The sequence below is a fragment of the Pseudomonas sp. PHC1 genome, assembly GCF_046487845.1.
Classification (GTDB): Bacteria; Pseudomonadota; Gammaproteobacteria; order Pseudomonadales; family Pseudomonadaceae; genus Aquipseudomonas; species Aquipseudomonas sputi.
The window spans coordinates 69,158-87,856 of the sequence record NZ_JBJXHJ010000019.1; the positions used below are offsets into that span (position 1 = coordinate 69,158).

An 18,699-nucleotide genomic window follows, 5' to 3' on the forward strand; every position below is an offset into this window, starting at 1 on the left:
TAGGCATAAAAAAACGCCGCTCATCTCGCGATGGGCGGCGTTTTTCATTGCGTTGCAGCGTTAGGCTTGAACGACCGGAATCTTGGCGTTCGCAGCCGCTTCACGGAACTCGGCAATCTGGTCGAAGGACAGGTAGCGGTAAACGTCGGCCGCCATGCTGTCGATCTTGCCAGCGTATTCCATGTACTCCTCGACGGTCGGCAGGCGACCCAGGATCGAGGCAACGGACGCCAGCTCAGCCGAAGCCAGGTAGACGTTCGCGCCGTCACCCAGACGGTTCGGGAAGTTACGGGTCGAGGTCGACACCACGGTGCTGTTCGGCTCAACGCGTGCCTGGTTACCCATGCACAGCGAGCAGCCTGGCATTTCCATGCGGGCGCCGGCCTTGCCGTAGATGCCGTAGTAGCCTTCTTCGGTCAGTTGGTGAGCGTCCATCTTGGTCGGCGGCGACAGCCACAGACGGGTTGGCAGCTGACCCTTGACCTGATCCAGCAGTTTACCGGCAGCACGGAAGTGACCGATGTTGGTCATGCACGAACCGATGAACACTTCGTCGATCTTCTCGCCAGCAACGCTGGACAGCAGACGGGCGTCGTCCGGGTCGTTCGGCGCGCACAGTACAGGCTCGCTGATGTCCGCCAGATCGATTTCGATGACTTCGGCGTATTCGGCGTCGGCATCGGCTTCCATCAGTTGCGGGTTGGCGATCCAGGCTTCCATCGCTTGGGCACGACGCTCCAGGGTACGCGCATCGCCGTAGCCTTCGCCGATCATCCAGCGCAGCAGGGTGATGTTGGACTGCAGGTACTCGGTGATCGACTCTTTCGACAGCTTGATGGTGCAACCGGCAGCCGAACGTTCGGCCGAGGCGTCGGACAGTTCGAACGCCTGTTCCAGGGTCAGACCTTCCAGGCCTTCGATTTCCAGGATGCGGCCGGAGAAGGCGTTTTTCTTGCCTTTCTTCTCGACGGTCAGCAGACCGTTCTGGATGGCGAAGTAAGGAATGGCATGAACCAGGTCACGCAGGGTGATGCCAGGTTTCATTTTGCCTTTGAAGCGCACCAGGATCGATTCCGGCATGTCCAGCGGCATGACACCGGTGGCGGCGGCGAACGCGACCAGACCGGAACCGGCCGGGAACGAGATGCCCATCGGGAAACGGGTGTGCGAGTCACCACCGGTACCCACGGTGTCCGGCAGCAGCATGCGGTTCAGCCACGAGTGGATGATGCCGTCGCCCGGACGCAGGGAAACGCCGCCGCGGGTCATGATGAAGTCAGGCAGGGTGTGGTGGGTGGTCACGTCGATCGGCTTCGGATACGCCGCGGTGTGGCAGAAGGACTGCATCACCAGATCAGCGGAGAAGCCCAGGCACGCCAGGTCTTTCAGTTCGTCACGGGTCATTGGACCGGTGGTGTCCTGAGAACCTACGGTGGTCATCTTCGGTTCGCAGTAGGTGCCAGGACGAACGCCTTTGCCTTCTGCCAGACCGCACGCCTTGCCGACCATTTTCTGCGCCAGGGTGAAGCCCTTGGTGCTTTCAGCCGGAGCTTCAGGTTTCTTGAACAGGTCGAACGCTGGCAGACCCAGTTCGGCGCGAGCCTTCTCGGTCAGGCCACGGCCGATGATCAGCGGGATACGGCCGCCTGCGCGGACTTCGTCCAGCAGAACCGGGGTCTTCATTTCGAAGGTGGTGATGACTTCGTCGGTACCGTGCTTGCAGACTTTGCCAGCGTGCGGGTACAGGTCGATCACGTCGCCCATGTTCATGTTCGACACGTCGAACTCGATCGGCAGTGCGCCGGCATCTTCCATGGTGTTGTAGAAGATCGGGGCAATTTTGCTGCCGAAGCAGAAACCGCCAGCACGCTTGTTCGGCACGTAAGGGATGTCGTCGCCGAAGAACCACAGGACCGAGTTGGTCGCCGATTTACGCGAGGAACCGGTACCGACCACGTCACCGACGTAGGCGATAGGGAAGCCCTGGCCGCGCATCTCTTCGATCTGCTTCATCGGGCCGGTCTTGCCTTGCTCGTCCGGAACGATGCCGTCACGGGCCATTTTCAGCATGGCCAGGGCGTGCAGCGGGATGTCTGGACGCGACCAGGCGTCTGGCGCAGGGGACAGGTCGTCGGTGTTGGTTTCGCCAGTCACCTTGAAGACGCGCAGGCTGATCTTGTCGGCCAGCACAGGGCGCTTCTTGAACCACTCGCCGTCAGCCCAGGATTGCAGCACGGCCTTGGCGTGAACGTTGCCGTTCTTGGCTTTTTCAGCCACGTCGTGGAAGGCATCGAACATCAGCAGGGTGTGCTTGAGTTCCTCGGCAGCCACTGGCGCCAGCTCGGCGTTGTCCAGCAGTTCGACCAGGGTCACGATGTTGTAGCCGCCCTGCATGGTGCCGAGCAGTTCTACAGCGCGCTTCTTGTCCAGCAGAGGGGAGGAGACTTCGCCCTTGGCCAGTGCGGAGAGGAAACCGGCCTTGACGTAGGCGGCTTCGTCCACTCCTGGTGGTACGCGATTGGTGATCAGGTCAACGAGGAAAGCTTCTTCGCCAGCCGGAGGATTCTTCAGCAGCTCGACCAGGCCTGCAGTTTGTTCGGCGTTAAGCGGCTGGGGAACGATACCCAGGGCTGCACGCTCTTCGATATGTTTGCGGTAGGCTTCAAGCACAGTTATTACCCTCATCAGTGGTCCCAAATGGGTGTCCGGGACGCTCATCCCGAAATTGCCGTACTCATGCTCCTCACGACGTTGTGGGTCGTTCGGCCAGAATTACCGGCAATTCCTTACAGAAGCTGCTTTCAAAGTTTTACGCCTGCAGAACGGGGAGCTGATGAGGGTTGGCGCTGGGCTTTTCCCCGCTGGAAAAACCCTTCGCCAACACCGCTCTGAAGGAACGACTGTGCTCGTGACGCTTTGAAAACAGCTTCTAACGGACATTGGCGCCTAAAAAGGCTGGCTGATTCTACGGCAAAAAAAATTTAAAGGTAAGTCGCGCTCTATTGGACTTTGGTTGCGTTGTGCGCGGGCGGGGCCAACCCTGATCCAGCGCTTGCCCCTGACGTTTGAGGGGTGATGAATGCCGGACAAAGGGCTAACATGCCGACCTGTTCCGCGTTTCAAGTGTTTTGCCCATTTATGCCCAATCAGACCATCAAGACCCCCTGCGTCGGCCTCTGCTCCACCGTTTACGGTGATCTGGTGTGCCGTGGCTGCAAGCGTTTCCACCACGAAGTGATCCACTGGAACGGTTACAACGAGGAAGAAAAGCGCGCGGTGTGGCTGCGTCTTGAGCAATTGCTGTCACAAGTGATGGCCAGCAAGGTCGAGGTCTTCGATCCGGCGCGACTGCGCCATCAGCTGGAACAGCGCAAGATCCGCTTCGTGCCGCATCAGTCGGAATATTGCTGGGCGTATCAGCTGATCGCCCGGGGCGCGCGGGTGATCATTAATCTGGAAGCCTACGGGATGGTGCTGCTGCCGGAGTTTCGCGACTGGAACCTGCCGGAACTGCGCGATGCCATTGATCGGGAATTCTTCCTGCTGTCGGAAGCGCACTATCAGCGCTACATTGCGCCAGGTTTTCTGAAGGATGCACTGGGCGAGTGAGCATTTCCGGTGGCTAGCATGCTCGCCACCGGATGACAACAGTGCTTAATGCTTCACCGCCAACTCGACCAAATGGTCTTCAACCTCCTGCGGCTTGAGCACCAGCACATCGCTCTCCAGCTGATCCAGCACCTGTTCGGCCGTGTTGCCAATCAACGCACCGGACACGCCGCTGCGCGCCACGGTGCCGATCACGGTCACCGCCGCCTGCAGCTTGTGCGCCATGAATGGAATCAGCACGTCCGCCGGACCTTCCTCGACATGCAGATGCTCGTCGTCGACATCGAATTCAGCCTGAAACGCCCGGCATTGCTCGCGATAGCGCGCCTCGATGGTTTCCTTGAGCTGGAACGTCGGGTCGGCCGCCGAGAGCATCGGTGACGGATGGGCGGTAATTACGTGCAGATGCCCTTTGGCCAGGCTGGCGATGTCATAGCCGTGGTCGATGATGGTGGTGTGCAGATGACGGTGTTCGCCGTCGGCATTGCCCACGTCGATCGCCGCCAGAATCACCTTGTCCTTCCATGAGCCCGCGGTTTTCACCAGCAGCACCGGGGTCGGGCAGTGGCGCAGCAGTTTCCAGTCTGCCGGGGTCAGCAGGGCCTTTTTCAGCGGGCTGTCGGGGAAGTGCTGCTTGATCACCAGCCCGCACCCTTCAGCCTGCTGCACATCGATAATGGTTTCGTGCAGGCTCTCGTTCCACGCCTGTTCGGTGGTGACGCTGTAGCCGTCCGCCAGCAGCGCGGCCTTGAGCACGCTGAGCATGCCGGCGTGATCGTGCTTCTTGTCGCAGACCAGCAGGTGCAGATGGGCCTGGGTCACACCGGCGATCAGCTTGGCGCGCTTGAGCGCCAGGCTTTCCGCGTGTTCGGGTTCGATGACCACCAGAATGCTGCGAATGGCTTGCATGAGCGGAGTCTCCAGCAATGAAAAGGCACGGCGTTGCACAACTATAGTTGCTGCGGCCGTGCCTGCGACTTGATGCATATCAATCCAGGCCGCTGGTGGTCTGCGGACAGGCCGGTATAATCGGCGCCCTTCGCTCGAACACCTTTTGACCGTGAGCCCCATGATCCTTCCCGAAATCCACGAATTCCTTGGTTGCCGCACGCCTGATGCCTGGGTCCAGGCCGCGCTGGCCGATCAGGAAACCCTGCTGATCGACCACAAGAATTGCGAGTTCAAGGCCGCCAGCACCGCGTTGAGCCTGATCGCCAAATACCATTCCCATGTCGATCTGATCAACATGATGTCGCGTCTGGCCCGGGAAGAACTGGTGCACCACGAACAGGTGATGCGCATCATGAAACGGCGCAAGATCGAACTGCGCCAGCTGCACGCCGGCCGTTATGCCTCGAGCCTGCGCAAAGTCGTGCGCAGCCACGAACCGGTGAAACTGGTCGACACCCTGGTGGTCGGCGCCTTTATCGAAGCGCGCAGTTGCGAGCGGTTCGAAGCGCTGGTGCCGCATCTGGACGAAGAACTCGGCAAGTTCTACTTCGGCCTGCTGAAAAGCGAGGCCCGGCATTTTCAGGGTTACCTGAAACTGGCTTACCAGTACGGTGACGCCAAGGACATCGCCCAGGTGATCGAGAGAGTGCGCGCCGCCGAGCAGGAGCTGATCGAATCGCCGGACGAGGAATTCCGTTTCCACAGCGGCGTACCTGTCGCGGCATGAATTGTTAAAAACTCTTAAGAGTATGAAACATCAACGAAAACCGGCCCCGGAGGCCGGTTTTTGCTGCCTGCGATAAACGACTCGCCCGCGAATGCCGCCATAATGGCGCCCACTTCACAAAGCGGTTGGCGGCGGTTGTTATGGATAACCTGGGTTTTGGCAGAGTCCTGCTGGTGGAAGACGATGAGCGACTGGCCGCGCTGATCGCCCACTTTCTCGAACAACACGGCTATGAGGTCCGCACGGTGCATCGCGGCGACCTGGCCGTGGCCGCGTTTCTTGAATTCAGGCCCAAAGTGGTGGTGCTCGACCTGATGCTGCCGGGGCAGAGTGGTCTGCACGTGTGCCGGGAAATCCGCAGCGTGTCGGACACGCCGATTGTCATTCTGACGGCCAAGGAAGACGACCTCGACCATATTCTGGGCCTGGAGTCCGGCGCCGACGATTACGTGATCAAACCGATCAAGCCGCCCGTCCTGCTCGCACGCCTGCGGGCCCTGCAACGCCGGCAGGTGCCGGACAGCGGCGTGGTCAGTTCGCTGGAATTCGGCAACCTGATCATCGATCGCAGTTGCCGCGAAGTGCGTCTGACGGGCGAGCTGATCGAACTGACCACCATGGAATTCGAGCTGCTGTGGCTGCTGGCCAGCGCCGCCGGCAAGATCCTGTCGCGCGATGACATTCTCAACCGCATGCGCGGCATCGCGTTCGATGGCCTCAACCGCAGCGTCGACGTGTACATCAGCAAGTTGCGCAACAAACTCAAGGACAACCCTCGCGAGCCGGTCTGCATCAAGACCGTGTGGGGCAAGGGTTACCTGTTCAATCCGTTCGCGTGGGAGTTGTAGATGCTGCGGTTATTTCTCGGGCTGTTTCTGGTGATGACCGTCGGGCTGGTGGCGGCGCTGCAAACAGTTGAACACACCTTCAACGCCTTGCTCGACAACCAGATGCAGGCCTACAACCGTGAAGCGGTGCGCGGTCAGGCCTGGTCGCTGGTCGAACACATGCGCGACCAGCAGGGCGCGGCGCGCGAGGCGCAACTGGAGGCGTTGCGTCCGCACTACGGGCTGACGTTGAGCCTGGTCGAGGCTGACCAACTGAATCTCAACGATCAGGAGAAAGCCGAACTGGCTCAGGATCTGTTGGTGATCCGCGATGACTACACGCAGTTCATCAGCGACATTGACGGTGGTTCGCAGTTGCTCAGCATCAAGCTGCCGCCCGAGCCGAGCCTGATGCCGTTCTACATTGCCGGGGCCTACCTGATGCTGGCGGTGCTGCTGGGCATCGTCCTGTACTTCTGGGTTCGCCCGCACTGGCGCGATCTGGAAAAACTGCGGCTGGCCGCCGAGCGTTTCGGCGACAACGACCTCTCGGTGCGGATCCAGCTGTCCAAACGCTCGAACATCCGCGACCTGGCCGGTCACTTCAACCTGATGGCGGCGCGCATCGAGGGGCTGATCGCCAACCAGCGCGAGCTGACCAACGCCGTCTCCCACGAATTGCGTACGCCGATTGCCCGGTTGTCGTTCGAACTCGATCAGCTCAAGCAGCAACCGGATGCCAGCCAGCACCGCGAACTGATCGCCGACATGTACGCCGACCTCGGCGAGCTGGAAGAAATGGTTTCCGAGCTGCTGACCTACGCCAGCCTCGAACGCGGCGCGACGGTGATTACCCGCGAGAACATTCAGGCTGCCAACTGGCTGGACAGCGTAGTCGGCAGCGTAGCCCTGGAGGCCGAGGCGGCCGGGGTGCAGTTGCTGATCGTTGATTGCCGGGTCGATGAAGTGCGGATCGAACCACGCTTCATGGCGCGGGCGGTGATCAATCTGCTGCGCAATGCCATTCGCTATGCCGAGCAGCGGGTCGAGGTGTCGCTGGTGCGCATCGGCGATCAGTACGAAGTGCAGGTCAACGACGACGGGCCGGGTGTGCCGCTGGAAGGCCGGAAGAAAATCTTCGAACCGTTCTCGCGCCTGGACGCCAGCCGCGACCGCCGCACGGGCGGTTTCGGCCTCGGTCTGGCGCTGGTGCGGCGGGTGTCGCAATCCCATGGCGGGCAGGTCGAAGTCGGCGATTCACCATGGGGCGGGGCGTCGTTTCGCATGACCTGGGCGCATCTGGATTGATAACGTTCCCTCCTCCGAAGAGGGCGGCAGTCGATTAACTGAGAACGTAGTCCACCGGTTTCAGCGCCGGCGGCAACGGCTCAGTCCCCAGCGCCGAGAGAATATCCCGCTCGATACCACGCACCAGCGCATCGGTCGGCAAATCGTTTTCATCCCGGCCGAACGGGTCTTCCAGTTCATCGGCAATCGCATCCAGACCAAAAAAGGTGTAGCTGACAATCGCCGTGAACAACGGCGTCAGCCAGCCCAGCGGTTCGGCCATGGCGAACGGCAGGAGGATGCAGAACAGATAAATCGTGCGGTGCAGCAGCAAGGTGTAAGGGAAGGGCAGCGGCGTGTTCTTGATCCGCTCGCACACCGCCTGCGCCTGGGTCAGGCTGGTCAGGTGATTGGCCAGCAGCATGTAGCGCCATTCGCTGAGTGCGCCTGACTCATGCAGATCGGAACATTGCTGCCCCACCGTTTGTAGAATCCGCCCGCTGTAATCCGGCACTCGCGCATCGTGCTGCGGGGTGATCCATTGGGCGCTGGCGGCGGCTTCGTCTTCCCGGCGCAGTCGCGCATTCAGCGCGTGGGCAAAGCCGCAGAGGTTGAGCAGCAACAGGCGGCGTTGTGCCGACTCGCGGATCACATGGGTTTCGCGGATCACCGAGCGCACCTGCACGATCACTTCGCCCCAGGCCTTGCGCGCTTCGTACCAGCGGTCGTAACAGGCGTTGTTGCGAAAATTCATGAAGATCGACAGCGACAGGCCGAGCAGGGTGAACGGCGTGGCGTTGACCTTGGTGAAGTTGTTTGGGTGGAGCATTTCCACCAGCACGATGACCGACGCCAGCAGCGTGACCATCAGGGCGCGCAAGGCGATGCGCTTGGCAATCGAGCCCTTGAGCGTGAAGAGGATGGCGAATTGATTGACCTTGGGTCGAATGATCATGCGGCTTTCTGCCTTGAAAACGTGGCGGATCAGCCGCCGGTCATGTTCATGAAACGCACCACTTGCACGTCGTCGTTCACTTCAAAGTTGTGCCGGTAAGGCTTGAGTTTCATCGCTTCGATGATGGCTTTCTCGAGCCGTTCCGGTTGACCCGGATGGGCGCGCAGTACCGCTTTCAGATCCACCGAGTGCTCGTTCCCCAGACACAGTAGCAAACGCCCCTCGACGGTCAGCCGCACCCGGTTGCAGGTGCCGCAGAAGTTGTGGCTGTGGGGCGAAATGAACCCCAGCCGGATGTGCGGTGCTTCCGCCAGCCGCCAGTAACGCGACGGGCCCTGGGTCGATTCGGCGGAGTCGATCAGGGTGTAGCGCTCGGCGATCTTTTCGCGCACCTGGGTGCTGGAAAAGAACGACTCGGCGCGGCTGTGTTCGCTGATGATCCCCAGCGGCATTTCCTCGATGAAGGAAATATCCAGATCCCGCTCGATGGCGAACTGCACCAGATCGTTGATCTCGTGATCGTTGCGGCCCTGCATCACCACGCAGTTGAGTTTAGTGCGGGTAAATCCGGCGGCGCGCGCGGCGTCGATGCCGTCGATCACCTGGGCCAGGTCGCCGGTGCGGGTCATCTGCTTGAAGCGCTCGGCATCAAGGCTGTCGAGGCTGACGTTGAGGCGTTTGACCCCAGCGTCGAACAGCGGGCTGGCCAGTTTGCCGAGTTGCGAGCCGTTGGTGGTCAGGCACAGTTCGCGCAGGCCGGGCAGGGCTGCGATCTGTTTGCACAAACCGACGACGCCGGGGCGAATCAGCGGCTCGCCACCGGTCAGACGAATCTTGCGGGTGCCCAGCGCAACGAAGCTCTGCGCCAGTTGATAGATCTCCTCCAGCGTCAGCACCCGTTGGCGCGGCAAAAACTGCATGTCTTCAGCCATGCAATACACGCAGCGAAAGTCGCAGCGGTCGGTGACCGACATGCGCAGGTAGTCGACGCGGCGGTTGTAACCATCGATCAAGACGCGCTCTGACATGACAGCCTCGCTGGGGTGAAATCCACTATTGAAGGGATCGGGGCGGTGCAGGTTATGAGCAACTTTGAACAGCGTCCAATCACTCTTAATGAACGGCCGATTGATGCTGTCGATGACCAAATGGTTATTTCGGATTTATCGCTTCTTGGTTTTGCAAGTGCCCGGATTTTAAGGGTTTAAGTTGGTGACCTGACCGAACCACGCGATCCAACCCTTTCGTTTTTTTGACTGGCTGCAGGCGATTGCCGTGTTCGTTGCTACGGCGTTCTTTGTCGGCGCTTCGGCGGCCAGGCATTGGCTGCGCGGCAATGGAAGGATGCCTTGAGGTTTACTCTCCGCCAAACATCGCCGTCCAGTAAATGCCGGCGCTGCTCTTCGGATCGACTGCGTAAGCGGCGCCCAATTCGCGGTACTGCGGGTTCATCAGATTGGCGCAATGCCCAGGACTGGCAAGCCAGCCGGCCACGACTTTCTGCACGGAGTCTTGTCCCGCAGCGATGTTCTCGCCGACCTGCTGGCCGCTGTAGCCGGCCAGTTCGGCGCGGTCGCCGGGAGTGCCGCCGTTGCGGTCCTTGTGGTCGAAATAATTGTTGTTGGCCATTTCGCGGCTGTGCTCCTGGGCTACGCCGCCGAGCACCGCGTTCCATGCCAGCGGTGCAGTCGCTGCAAACGCCTGACCGCCGCACTGGCGCGGTTGGGCGCGGGCCGCGTTGAGTTGTTCGAGGAGTTTCTGGCCCTCAGCCTGACCGTCGCCGAGGCGGGCGGAGAGCAGTGGTCGGGCCAGGGTGATGCGCCAGTCACGGTCGGCGCGGCTGACACCGATATCGACGAACTGCGGATCCAGCACCACCTGGCAGAAACTCTCCTGAATCGCCTTCATCGCCGACGCCGCATCCCGGGGGCCGTTGAGGGTGATTGCCTGCACGTTGACCATCGGGTAGCGAGCGCTGGACATCGCCTGCTGCAAATCCACCACGCCGCTGGCCGGCAGAATCAGGCGCGGATCGGCCGACAGCGGCGGCAATTCGCTGGACGCCTGGCTGCCACAACGCTGCGGCTGGCTGCGGTAGCTGTTGATCGATTCGATCAATTGCGACTCGTCGGCGGCCATGGCCGAAGTGGCCAGCGTCAGGCCCACGGACAACGCGGCGAATCGCAGAAAGGATGGCATGAAGCGCATGGAAATCTCCCTTGGGCTGAGTGCGCACATCATGCGCGAAAGGGCCCCGGTTCGTGCAATGTCTTTTTCTTCACGACGCTGCTTTTTCTACAGAACGATTCCATGCAATTTGCCGTCTACACTCTGCGAAGGCCCCGGAAACCGGGCGTCTCAACCACGTAATACTTTGCCCGCAGCGGGCCCTGCCGGAAGAATGATCATGGGATTGAACGGGTTGCTTTGCTGTCTTGTATTGACCCTGTTGAGCGGCACGGCGCTGGCCACCGATCAGGCGCCGATCAAGGAAAAGGCCGAAGCGAAAGCCGAGGTACTGGAAGAGAAGGCCGCCGACAAACCCGATGCACCTCCTGCACCCAAATCCGAAGCCATCACCCCGACCGAAGCGCAGGCGGTCGACCCCGCCGGCGCCGCACCGCTGGACGATCCGATCACCTGTCTGGCGCGCAGTATCTATTGGGAAGCCAAGGGCAAGGACACTGCCGACATGGAAGGCGTGGCCAGTGTGGTGATGAATCGCCTCGGGCATGACGGCTTTCCCGGCACGGTGTGCGAGGTGGTCAAGCAGGGCTCGGAAACCAGGAGCTGCCAGTTTTCCTGGTGGTGCGACGGGCGTCCGGATCAGGTCAAGGAAGATGCCGAATACGCCCTGGCCAAGGAAATCGCCGGCAAGGCGCTGAACCGCCAGCTCACCGATCGCACTCACGGCGCGCTGTACTTCCACGACCGCAACGTACATCCGAGCTGGGCCAAGGAATACACCAAGACCGCCGAGACCAGGAAATTTCTGTTCTATAAACCCGCTGGCGGGGATGCGCGTTAGGCGCAGACTTCCCGCACGCAATGGCGCAGCCAGCGATGTGCCGGATCGGCGTCCGTACGCGGGTGCCAGAGCATCGACACGCTGATGTCCGGCATGCGCAAGGGCAGGGAGAAACTGTGCAGGCCCGTTCGCAGCTTGCTGGTGTGACGTTCCGGAACGGTGGCGATCAGGTCCGATTCGCGGACCAGCGTCAGCGCCGCCGAAAACCCGCCGAACGAAGTGACGATGTCTCGCGTCAGGCCGAAGGCGAGCAACGCTTCGTCTACCGGGCCACTGCTGCGCCCGCGCCGTGACACCAGAATGTGCTGGCCGGCGGCGAAGCGTTTGGCGCTGACCTTGCCGCTGCTCAACGGATGACCCTCACGCACCACGCCAATCCACTGATCGCGGAACAGGATGCGGCTGTGCAGCGTCGGGTCGGTGCTGTCGTCAACCACACCGGTTTCCAGATCCACCCGGCCTTCGCGCAGCAGCGTGCTGTCCTTGTCGGCCTTTTGCACAAAGCGCAGGCGCACGCCCGGCGCCTCTTCGGCGATGCGGGCGAGCAGGGCGGCGGCGAAGGTTTCGACAAATCCGTCGGTGTTGCGCAGGGTGAAGGTGCGCTGCAACTGGCCGGGATCAAGCACTTCTGCCGGGCGCAAAACCGCTTCGGCTTCCTGCACCAGATAGCTGACCCGGTCGCGCAGCTCCAGCGCACGCGGGGTCGGCACCAGACCGCGACCGGCGCGCACCAGCAGGGGATCCCCGGTAGTTTCGCGCAGCCGGGCCAGCGCCCGACTCATCGCCGAAGGGCTCAGGCGCAGGCGTTCGGCGGCGCGAGCGACGCTGCCTTCACTCAGCAATACGTCGAGGGTGATCAACAGATTCAGATCCGGAGTATTCATGACATGGCGTTCCATGCAGGTATCAAGTGCAAAGCATGCGTCTTGCGCCTTGTATTGTCGAGGCTCAGGCTATGTCCCATGACCTCTGCCGTGTGAGCCACCCCATGCCCCGAGAACCCCTGAGCACTCCCGCCCGCTGGGCGCTGACCAGTCTGGCGCTGTCGATGTTGATGCCGTCACTCGACACCAGCATTGCCAATGCCGGATTGCCCACGCTGGCGGCGGCGTTCGATGCGACGTTTCAACAGGTGCAGTGGATCGTTCTGGCCTATCTGCTGGCGGTCACCACGCTGATTGTCAGCGTCGGGCGATTGGGTGACGGCGTCGGGCGGCGGCGCTTGCTGTTGATCGGCATCGGCATTTTCACCGCTGCTTCGCTGGCGTGTGCACTGGCGCCGAGCCTTGCCTGGCTGATCGGTGCGCGGGCGGTGCAAGGCCTCGGCGCGGCGATCATGTTCGCGCTGACCGTGGCGCTGGTGGCCGATGCGGTGCCCAAATCCCGGGCCGGCAGCGCGATGGGCTTGCTGGCCACGATGTCGGCCACCGGCACCACCCTCGGGCCGTCGCTGGGTGGGCTGTTGATGGCGCATGTCGGCTGGCCGTCGATCTTTGTGATCAACGTGCCGTTGGGCTTGCTCAATGCGTGGCTGGTGTATCGCTACCTGCCGAAGGATCGAACCGCATGTACAAGTGTTGCGTTTGATTATCCCGGCACCGCCGTGTTGATGCTGACACTGGCGGCCTATGCCCTGGCGATGACGGTTGAAGGATTCGAACAGGCGTTGCTGCTGATCAGCCTGTTCGGTGCGGGGTTATTCATTCTGGTCGAGAAGCGGAGCAAGGCGCCGCTGATTCACCTGTCATTGTTCACCGACAGACGCACCAGCGGCAGTCTGGCGCTGACCTTGCTGGTGACGACGGTCATGATGACCACGCTGGTGGTCGGGCCGTTTTATCTGAGCCGAGGCTTGGGCCTCACCAGCACGCAGGTCGGCCTGGTGTTGTCGGTCGGGCCGTTATTGGCGGCGTTCAGCGGCGTACCGGCCGGGCGTCTGGTCGATCGTTTCGGCGCGCGGCGGATGGTGCCGGGTGCGCTACTCGGCCTGGCGTGCGGTTGCGCGCTGTTGGCGCTGTTGCCGATGAGCTTCGGAGTGCTCGCGTATGTGCTGCCGATCACGGTGGTGGCCTTGAGTTATGCGCTGTTCCAGGCCGCCAATAACACCGGGTTGATGGCCGGCGTTGCGCAGGATCAACGCGGTGTGGTCTCGGCCATGCTGGGCTTGTCGCGCAATCTGGGGTTGATTACCGGGGCGGCGGCGATGGGCGCGGTGTTTGCCCTGGCCACGGACGATCCGACCCTGGCGCCGGCCGCAGTCATCGCGGGCGGGTTGCACCTGACCTTCGGTGTGGCCACGGTGTTGATGCTCGCGGCGTTTGCGCTGGCCGTCTTCACACACCCGCGTCTCGCGTCTCCCGTGCCGGAAAGAACAGTTCAAAGCAGGTGATGCCGTCAGCGCTGCTGACGCTGTAGCGACCCTGATGCAATTGCATGATGGTCGCCACGATCGACAGGCCCAGACCGTTGGATTGGGCCGAACGTTCACGGGACGGATCGACGCGATAGAAACGCTCGAACAGGCGCGACAGATGCTCGGCAGGAATGGTCGTGCCCCGATTGCGCACCCGCAGATAGCTGCCGTCCGCTTCGGCGATGGCCTCGACCTGCAGCGTCGAATCTGCGGCACCGTACTTGATCGCGTTGGCGCACAGATTGGCCAGGGCCCGCCGCAGCAGCATCGGCTCGGCCCAGATGACGCCGCTGCCTTTCGCCTCGATGGTGACGCCGACGTCGGCGGCCAGACCTTCGAAGTAGTCGGCAATGCGCTGCATCTCATCGCCGGCGTCCAGCTCCTGACGCTGGCTCAGCGCGCTGGCCGGGTCGGTGCGGGCGAGAAACAGCATGTTGTCGAGCATGCGCGCCAGGCGTTCGAGTTCTTCGACGTTGGAGGCGAGCAACTGTTGATAGGCGTCAACGCTGCGGTTTTGTTGCAGGGCGACCTGGGTTTCGCCGAGCAGGTTGTTGATCGGCGTACGCAGTTCGTGGGCCATGTCGGTGGAGACCTGGCTCAATTGCGCGACACCTCTGTCGAGCCGGTCCAGCATCGCATTGAAGGCTTCGATCATCGGCTGCAATTCACGAGGCGTACCTTGGCTATCGAGGCGTTCGCCGAGGTTGGCGATGCCGATTCCGTGGGCATGCCGGGCAATCCGCCGCAGCGGCAGCAGGCCGCGATAGACCAGCAGGCAGCCGACCAGCGCCAACACGACCGCTGCCAATGAAGCGAGGCCGTAAACGCTGAGCCGGTAATTGGCGAGCATTGCCGTGCGCTCGGTCATCAGCCGGCCGGTGAGCACCTGCAGGTTGCCCAGATCGCCCGAGTCGATGGTCGCCGCCACCGCCGAAAACGGCACACCGTCGACGCTCGGCAAGTGCTGCACATCGCTCAGGGCCATCGGATGATCGATCGGTACGGCGGGCAAGTCCGGGGTGGCAAGGTTGCCGGGGTTGACCACCAGCAACGGCGGCTGGCCGGGTGCGCCGATGGTCAGCAAGGCTTCGCGGTTACCGAGCATGTTCTGAAACAGCGCCGGCTTGTTCTTGATCAGCTCCAGGGTGTTGCTGTCGTTGAGGAAGGTGCGCAACTGATCGACACGACTGACCAGTTGAATGTCGTCACGACGAATCAACTGCGTTTCCAGCTGGTTGTAAAGCGCGGCGCCCAGGCCTGCCAGCGCGGCGAAGGCGAGCACGGCGAAGACCAGTGCCAGACGCAAGGTCAGGGAATACGTGCCGGCGATTTTCATGGCTGAGTATCGAAGCGGTAGCCGATGCCGCGCACGCTGTGGATCAGCTTGAGCGGGAACGGATCGTCGATCTTCGCCCGCAGGCGGCGCACGGCGACATCGACCACATTGGTGTCGCTGTCGAAATTCATGTCCCATACCCGCGAGGCGATCAGCGAGCGCGACAGCACTTGCCCGGTGTGGCTGGCGAACAATTGCAGCAGGGCGAATTCCTTGTTGGTCAGGGTGATCCGGTTGCCGGCGCGGCTGACCCGACGCTTGAGCACATCGATCTGCAGATCGGCCACCTGCAATTGCTCTTCTTCATGGATCGGCCCGCGCCGGGTCAGGGTGCGCAGGCGCGCCACCAGTTCGGCAAAGGAAAACGGCTTGATCAGGTAATCGTCGGCACCCAGTTCCAGGCCCTTGACCCGGTCGGCGATGTCGTCGCGGGCGGTGAGGAACAGCACCGGCGTGTCGGTTTCCTTGCGCAGCCGGCGCAGCACTTCCCAGCCATCCATTTTCGGCATCATCACGTCCAGCACGATCACGTCGAAGTCGAATTCCAGCGCCAGGTGCAGACCGTCGGCGCCGTCCCGGGCCAGGCTCACGCTGTAGCCCAGTTCCTGCAAGCCGTTGAGCAAATAATTGCCGGCCTTGGGTTCGTCTTCGACAACAAGGATATTCATGGGCACTGTGCCTCAATTGTCATTGATGCAGCCGCTGCCTTGCACTTGATAGTCCAGCACATGTTCGCGGCCCTGGTGGTCGAGGTAATTGAGCTGCGCGGGGATCACGCCGCAAGCCTGGGAAATATCGGTGCTGGAGAGGACTTTGTCGACATCCAGGTGCACGAAGAAACCGGTTTTGTCATGAATGACGGCGGCGTCCGGCGCAGGCGCAGCGAACACGGAACCGGTGGCGAGGAGGGCGGTGAAGGCGAGGATCAGGGTTTTCATGATGGGTCACTCGAGTCGTTGAAGTTGATCGGCGTTCTGGCCGGGACAACTTCAAGCTACCGGGCGATCCGCTCGGCAAACCGACAACTCGATGACAAATCTGTAATAAACCGAATCTGTGGGAGCCAATGCACTCCCACAGGGAGTTCAGCTGGCGTGGGTGCTGAGAATGCTCGCGATCTGTTGTGGCTGGCAGTTGAGGTACGGCGAGGATTTCAGCCATTGCTGATCCGGGTACCAGGAGAACATGAACTGGCCGTTCTTCAGGCTGTCGATCACCCGTTTGGCCACTTGCGGTCGCACGGCCGGGCAACCCTGGCTGCGGCCCAGACGGCCCGTACGTTTACTCCAGAACGGGTTCACGTAGTCGGCGGCGTGGATCACGATGGCTCGGTCGCGGGCCATGTCGTTGATGCCCGGTTCCAGACCGTCCATGCGCAGCGAATAACCGTGAGTGCCCTGGTAACTTTCCTGGGTCCGGAACAGGCCGAGGCTGGACTGAAAACTGCCTTCACGGTTGGAGAACCGGGTGGCGAAGTTTTCCCCCGAGTTCGAACCGTGGGCGACCAGATCGCGCAGCACCAGTTTTTTCCGGGTCAGGTCGAAGATCCACAACCGGCGCTCGGTGGAGGGCTGCGAATAGTCGATGATCGCCAGATGACGAGACCGCTTCGCGCCGTTGTTGATCGCACATTGCATGGCGCTCAAGGCACCTTTCAGCGCCTGGGGATTGAGTTCCGGAGCGGCGTGCGCGAGGCTGGTGTACAGAACCGGCGAAGAGGTGCCGGCGGCAAAGGCTGGGCTGGTCAGCACGCCAAGGGCGGTGGCAGTCAGCAGAAGTCGGCGCAAAAACGTCAACATTTAAGGTGAGTCTCCACTTGCTACTTGTTTGGCACTTAGGCTCCTGACGTCCAGTCATCCCCGGCAAGCCCGCGAATCGGGCCTGACTGTTCACCGCACCTGAGGTAAGGTTGACCGTCAATCAAGACGGCCATGGATTGGAGTAAAGCAGTTGTTCAAAAAGTACGCATGCTACTTGAGCATTTGTTTGCTCGCTGCGCCGTTTGTCGCTTGCGCCGAAGAGCCGTTGCCGGGGCTCCCGACGCTGCCGCCCGTGCCGACACAAATGCCCATCGAACCGCAGAGCCCGTTGCAGGCTGCGCTGATCAGCCTGCCTCAGGCGTGCCCGACGATCGGCACCCGCCTCAATGGTCCGGCGCTGGATCAGTTGCGGGCGTTCTACCAGCAGCAGGACTGGCTGCCGGTGTGGGCCGATGGCGGGCAATTGCCGGCCTTGCATGCGCAATTGCAGCTGTTGGCCGACGATGGCCTTGACCCGAAACGCTACCCGGTGGCGCTCACTGCCCCGCAGGACGGCGAACTGTGCGCCGACATCGAGATCAGCCGCTATTACCTGCAAGCCCTGCAGGATCTGCATTACGGCCGCCTGTTGCAATCGCATTTCGAACCCCTGTGGCATGCCGACCAAACGCCGCGCGACCGTCAGGCCGAATTGCTCGCCATCGCCGTGCCGGGCGTGCACAACGTCCCGGCCGCCTTCGATCTGGCTAGGCCGCAGCTGGCGCAGTACCAGAATCTGCGTCATCACTATGCAGCTCAACGCCTGCAAGCCTTGCCCCAATGGACAACAGTGGGTAACGGGCCGGCGCTGCGTCCAGACATGGAAGACAAGCGTGTGCCGGACCTGGCCCGGCGGCTGTACGGCGAAGGCTACCTGAGCAGTGTGGTCGGCACCCCGGACAACGCTTATCACGGCGTATTGGTGGAGGCGGTGAAGCGTTTTCAGGCCAGCCATTCGTTGCAGGCCGACGGGGTGGTGGGGCCGGGAACGATTGCCGAACTCAACATCAGTCCGCTGACCCGCCGCGAACAGTTGCGGGTCAACCTCGAACGTTTCCGCTGGATGGCCCAGGACATGGAGCCGGACGGTTTGCTGGTCAACGTCGCCGCGGCCGAGCTGACGCTTTATCAGGGCGGCTTGCCGGTGTGGCAGACCCGCACCCAGGTCGGGCGCGCCGAACGCCAGACCCCGCTGCTCAAATCCCGGGTCACACGCTTGACCCTGAACCCGACCTGGACCGTGCCGCCGACCATCTGGAAGGAAGACAAGCTACCGGAAATCCGCAAGGACCAGACCTTTCTCAGCCGCCAGAACCTGCAAGTGCTCGACGCCAACGGCCAGCCGCTGGCCGCCGCCGACATCGACTGGGACAACCCCGGCAACATCCTCTTGCGCCAGGACGCCGGGCCGCGCAACCCGCTGGGACAAATGGTCATTCGTTTCCCCAACCCGTTCTCGGTGTATCTGCATGACACGCCGAGCAAGGCGCTGTTCGACAAGGGGCCACGGGCGTTCAGCTCCGGTTGTGTGCGAGTCGAGCATCCGATGAAGCTGCGCGATTTCCTGCTCAGTCCGGCGGAGAAGGCGCGCACCGACACCTTGCTGGCCACCGGCACCACCCATGAATTCCGCCTGAGCAATCCGGTGCCGATCCTCATGACTTACTGGACGGCCGAGGTCGATGGCCAGGGGCGTGTGCTCTACGCGCCGGACATCTACAGCCGTGACAGTGCGTTGCTGGCCGGGCTGGACCGGGCGCATTGATC

Annotated in this window: 17 protein-coding genes; 7 read left to right on the forward strand and 10 right to left on the reverse strand. The window is 61.9% G+C overall.

The annotated features are described in order from the left end of the window. Positions 1–60: 60 nt before the first annotated feature. Positions 61–2,670, reverse strand: coding sequence for a bifunctional aconitate hydratase 2/2-methylisocitrate dehydratase (gene acnB / locus ACKJSM_RS21410; RefSeq protein ID WP_039767143.1), 2,610 nt, complete (start codon positions 2,668–2,670; stop codon positions 61–63). A gap of 468 nt (positions 2,671–3,138) precedes the next feature. Here acnB and ACKJSM_RS21415 point away from each other — a divergent pair, with 468 nt between their 5' ends. Further along, a complete protein-coding gene (locus ACKJSM_RS21415; RefSeq protein ID WP_248740837.1) occupies positions 3,139–3,609 on the forward strand; it encodes a DUF1289 domain-containing protein in 471 nt (156 codons plus the stop codon). Between the two features lie 45 nt (positions 3,610–3,654). Here ACKJSM_RS21415 and ACKJSM_RS21420 read toward each other — a convergent pair whose 3' ends face one another. Continuing rightward, positions 3,655–4,518: a universal stress protein gene (locus ACKJSM_RS21420; protein ID WP_236177692.1), complete on the reverse strand. Its 864-nt coding sequence runs from the start codon at positions 4,516–4,518 to the stop codon at positions 3,655–3,657. A 160-nt stretch (positions 4,519–4,678) separates the two neighbouring features. Here ACKJSM_RS21420 and ACKJSM_RS21425 point away from each other — a divergent pair, with 160 nt between their 5' ends. From ACKJSM_RS21425 to ACKJSM_RS21435, 3 genes are all read left to right on the forward strand, one after another. Next, positions 4,679–5,287, forward strand: coding sequence for a tRNA-(ms[2]io[6]A)-hydroxylase (locus ACKJSM_RS21425; RefSeq protein ID WP_236177693.1), 609 nt, complete (start codon positions 4,679–4,681; stop codon positions 5,285–5,287). 140 nt (positions 5,288–5,427) lie between these two features. Next, positions 5,428–6,135 (forward strand): response regulator, encoded by a 708-nt coding sequence (locus ACKJSM_RS21430; protein ID WP_339487992.1) that lies wholly within the window; start codon positions 5,428–5,430, stop codon positions 6,133–6,135. Then, a complete protein-coding gene (locus ACKJSM_RS21435; protein WP_410238762.1) occupies positions 6,136–7,422 on the forward strand; it encodes an ATP-binding protein in 1,287 nt (428 codons plus the stop codon). A 34-nt stretch (positions 7,423–7,456) separates the two neighbouring features. On the opposite strand, the gene ACKJSM_RS21440 is transcribed toward ACKJSM_RS21435, so the two are convergent. The 3 genes from ACKJSM_RS21440 to ACKJSM_RS21450 form a co-directional block, all read right to left on the reverse strand. Beyond that, positions 7,457–8,356: a bestrophin family protein gene (locus tag ACKJSM_RS21440; protein WP_410238763.1), complete on the reverse strand. Its 900-nt coding sequence runs from the start codon at positions 8,354–8,356 to the stop codon at positions 7,457–7,459. A gap of 29 nt (positions 8,357–8,385) precedes the next feature. Beyond that, a complete protein-coding gene (gene moaA, locus ACKJSM_RS21445; protein WP_064600882.1) occupies positions 8,386–9,384 on the reverse strand; it encodes a GTP 3',8-cyclase MoaA in 999 nt (332 codons plus the stop codon). Between the two features lie 328 nt (positions 9,385–9,712). Continuing rightward, positions 9,713–10,564, reverse strand: coding sequence for a CAP domain-containing protein (locus ACKJSM_RS21450; RefSeq protein ID WP_410238764.1), 852 nt, complete (start codon positions 10,562–10,564; stop codon positions 9,713–9,715). Between the two features lie 199 nt (positions 10,565–10,763). Between ACKJSM_RS21450 and ACKJSM_RS21455 the strand changes: the two genes are divergently transcribed. Continuing rightward, positions 10,764–11,384 carry a cell wall hydrolase gene (locus ACKJSM_RS21455; RefSeq protein ID WP_410238765.1) on the forward strand — a complete coding sequence of 207 codons (621 nt, stop codon included), beginning with the start codon at positions 10,764–10,766 and terminating at the stop codon, positions 11,382–11,384. On the opposite strand, the gene ACKJSM_RS21460 is transcribed toward ACKJSM_RS21455, so the two are convergent. Beyond that, on the reverse strand, positions 11,381–12,268 hold the full coding sequence (locus tag ACKJSM_RS21460; protein WP_236177700.1) for a LysR family transcriptional regulator: 888 nt from the start codon (positions 12,266–12,268) through the stop codon (positions 11,381–11,383). The two genes, ACKJSM_RS21455 and ACKJSM_RS21460, sit on opposite strands and share 4 nt — an antisense overlap. A 104-nt stretch (positions 12,269–12,372) precedes the next feature. Here ACKJSM_RS21460 and ACKJSM_RS21465 point away from each other — a divergent pair, with 104 nt between their 5' ends. Continuing rightward, positions 12,373–13,773, forward strand: a complete 1,401-nt coding sequence (locus ACKJSM_RS21465) for an MFS transporter (RefSeq protein WP_410238767.1) — start codon at positions 12,373–12,375, stop codon at positions 13,771–13,773. Here the strand turns inward: ACKJSM_RS21465 and ACKJSM_RS21470 are convergent. From ACKJSM_RS21470 to ACKJSM_RS21485, 4 genes are all read right to left on the reverse strand, one after another. Next, positions 13,718–15,133, reverse strand: coding sequence for a heavy metal sensor histidine kinase (locus ACKJSM_RS21470; RefSeq protein ID WP_236177702.1), 1,416 nt, complete (start codon positions 15,131–15,133; stop codon positions 13,718–13,720). The genes ACKJSM_RS21465 and ACKJSM_RS21470 overlap by 56 nt on opposite strands. Next, complete coding sequence (locus ACKJSM_RS21475; RefSeq protein ID WP_339487977.1) at positions 15,130–15,801, reverse strand: heavy metal response regulator transcription factor; 672 nt, start codon at positions 15,799–15,801, stop codon at positions 15,130–15,132. Before ACKJSM_RS21475 ends, ACKJSM_RS21470 begins: the two co-directional genes overlap by 4 nt. Before the next feature lie 12 nt (positions 15,802–15,813). Beyond that, positions 15,814–16,071: a DUF2790 domain-containing protein gene (locus ACKJSM_RS21480; protein ID WP_007950580.1), complete on the reverse strand. Its 258-nt coding sequence runs from the start codon at positions 16,069–16,071 to the stop codon at positions 15,814–15,816. A gap of 147 nt (positions 16,072–16,218) precedes the next feature. Then, the gene (locus ACKJSM_RS21485) at positions 16,219–16,932 is read right to left on the reverse strand and encodes a murein L,D-transpeptidase catalytic domain family protein (RefSeq protein WP_236177704.1); all 714 of its coding nucleotides are present in this window, start codon (positions 16,930–16,932) and stop codon (positions 16,219–16,221) included. 151 nt (positions 16,933–17,083) lie between these two features. On the opposite strand from ACKJSM_RS21485, the gene ACKJSM_RS21490 reads away from it, so the two are divergent. Then, positions 17,084–18,697 carry a murein L,D-transpeptidase gene (locus ACKJSM_RS21490; protein WP_410238768.1) on the forward strand — a complete coding sequence of 538 codons (1,614 nt, stop codon included), beginning with the start codon at positions 17,084–17,086 and terminating at the stop codon, positions 18,695–18,697. Positions 18,698–18,699 lie beyond the last annotated feature (2 nt).

What these genes read in the sequence shown, in the direction of transcription:
- ACKJSM_RS21415 (WP_248740837.1), top strand. Translation starts at nt 3,139, where the DNA reads ATGCCCAATCAGACCATCAAGACCCCCTGCGTCGGCCTCTGCTCCACC.
- ACKJSM_RS21420 (WP_236177692.1), bottom strand. Translation starts at nt 4,518, where the DNA reads ATGCAAGCCATTCGCAGCATTCTGGTGGTCATCGAACCCGAACACGCG.
- ACKJSM_RS21425 (WP_236177693.1), top strand. Translation starts at nt 4,679, where the DNA reads ATGATCCTTCCCGAAATCCACGAATTCCTTGGTTGCCGCACGCCTGAT.
- ACKJSM_RS21430 (WP_339487992.1), top strand. Translation starts at nt 5,428, where the DNA reads ATGGATAACCTGGGTTTTGGCAGAGTCCTGCTGGTGGAAGACGATGAG.
- ACKJSM_RS21435 (WP_410238762.1), top strand. Translation starts at nt 6,136, where the DNA reads ATGCTGCGGTTATTTCTCGGGCTGTTTCTGGTGATGACCGTCGGGCTG.
- ACKJSM_RS21440 (WP_410238763.1), bottom strand. Translation starts at nt 8,356, where the DNA reads ATGATCATTCGACCCAAGGTCAATCAATTCGCCATCCTCTTCACGCTC.
- moaA (WP_064600882.1), bottom strand. Translation starts at nt 9,384, where the DNA reads ATGTCAGAGCGCGTCTTGATCGATGGTTACAACCGCCGCGTCGACTAC.
- ACKJSM_RS21450 (WP_410238764.1), bottom strand. Translation starts at nt 10,564, where the DNA reads ATGCGCTTCATGCCATCCTTTCTGCGATTCGCCGCGTTGTCCGTGGGC.
- ACKJSM_RS21455 (WP_410238765.1), top strand. Translation starts at nt 10,764, where the DNA reads ATGGGATTGAACGGGTTGCTTTGCTGTCTTGTATTGACCCTGTTGAGC.
- ACKJSM_RS21460 (WP_236177700.1), bottom strand. Translation starts at nt 12,268, where the DNA reads ATGAATACTCCGGATCTGAATCTGTTGATCACCCTCGACGTATTGCTG.
- ACKJSM_RS21465 (WP_410238767.1), top strand. Translation starts at nt 12,373, where the DNA reads ATGCCCCGAGAACCCCTGAGCACTCCCGCCCGCTGGGCGCTGACCAGT.
- ACKJSM_RS21470 (WP_236177702.1), bottom strand. Translation starts at nt 15,133, where the DNA reads ATGAAAATCGCCGGCACGTATTCCCTGACCTTGCGTCTGGCACTGGTC.
- ACKJSM_RS21475 (WP_339487977.1), bottom strand. Translation starts at nt 15,801, where the DNA reads ATGAATATCCTTGTTGTCGAAGACGAACCCAAGGCCGGCAATTATTTG.
- ACKJSM_RS21480 (WP_007950580.1), bottom strand. Translation starts at nt 16,071, where the DNA reads ATGAAAACCCTGATCCTCGCCTTCACCGCCCTCCTCGCCACCGGTTCC.
- ACKJSM_RS21485 (WP_236177704.1), bottom strand. Translation starts at nt 16,932, where the DNA reads ATGTTGACGTTTTTGCGCCGACTTCTGCTGACTGCCACCGCCCTTGGC.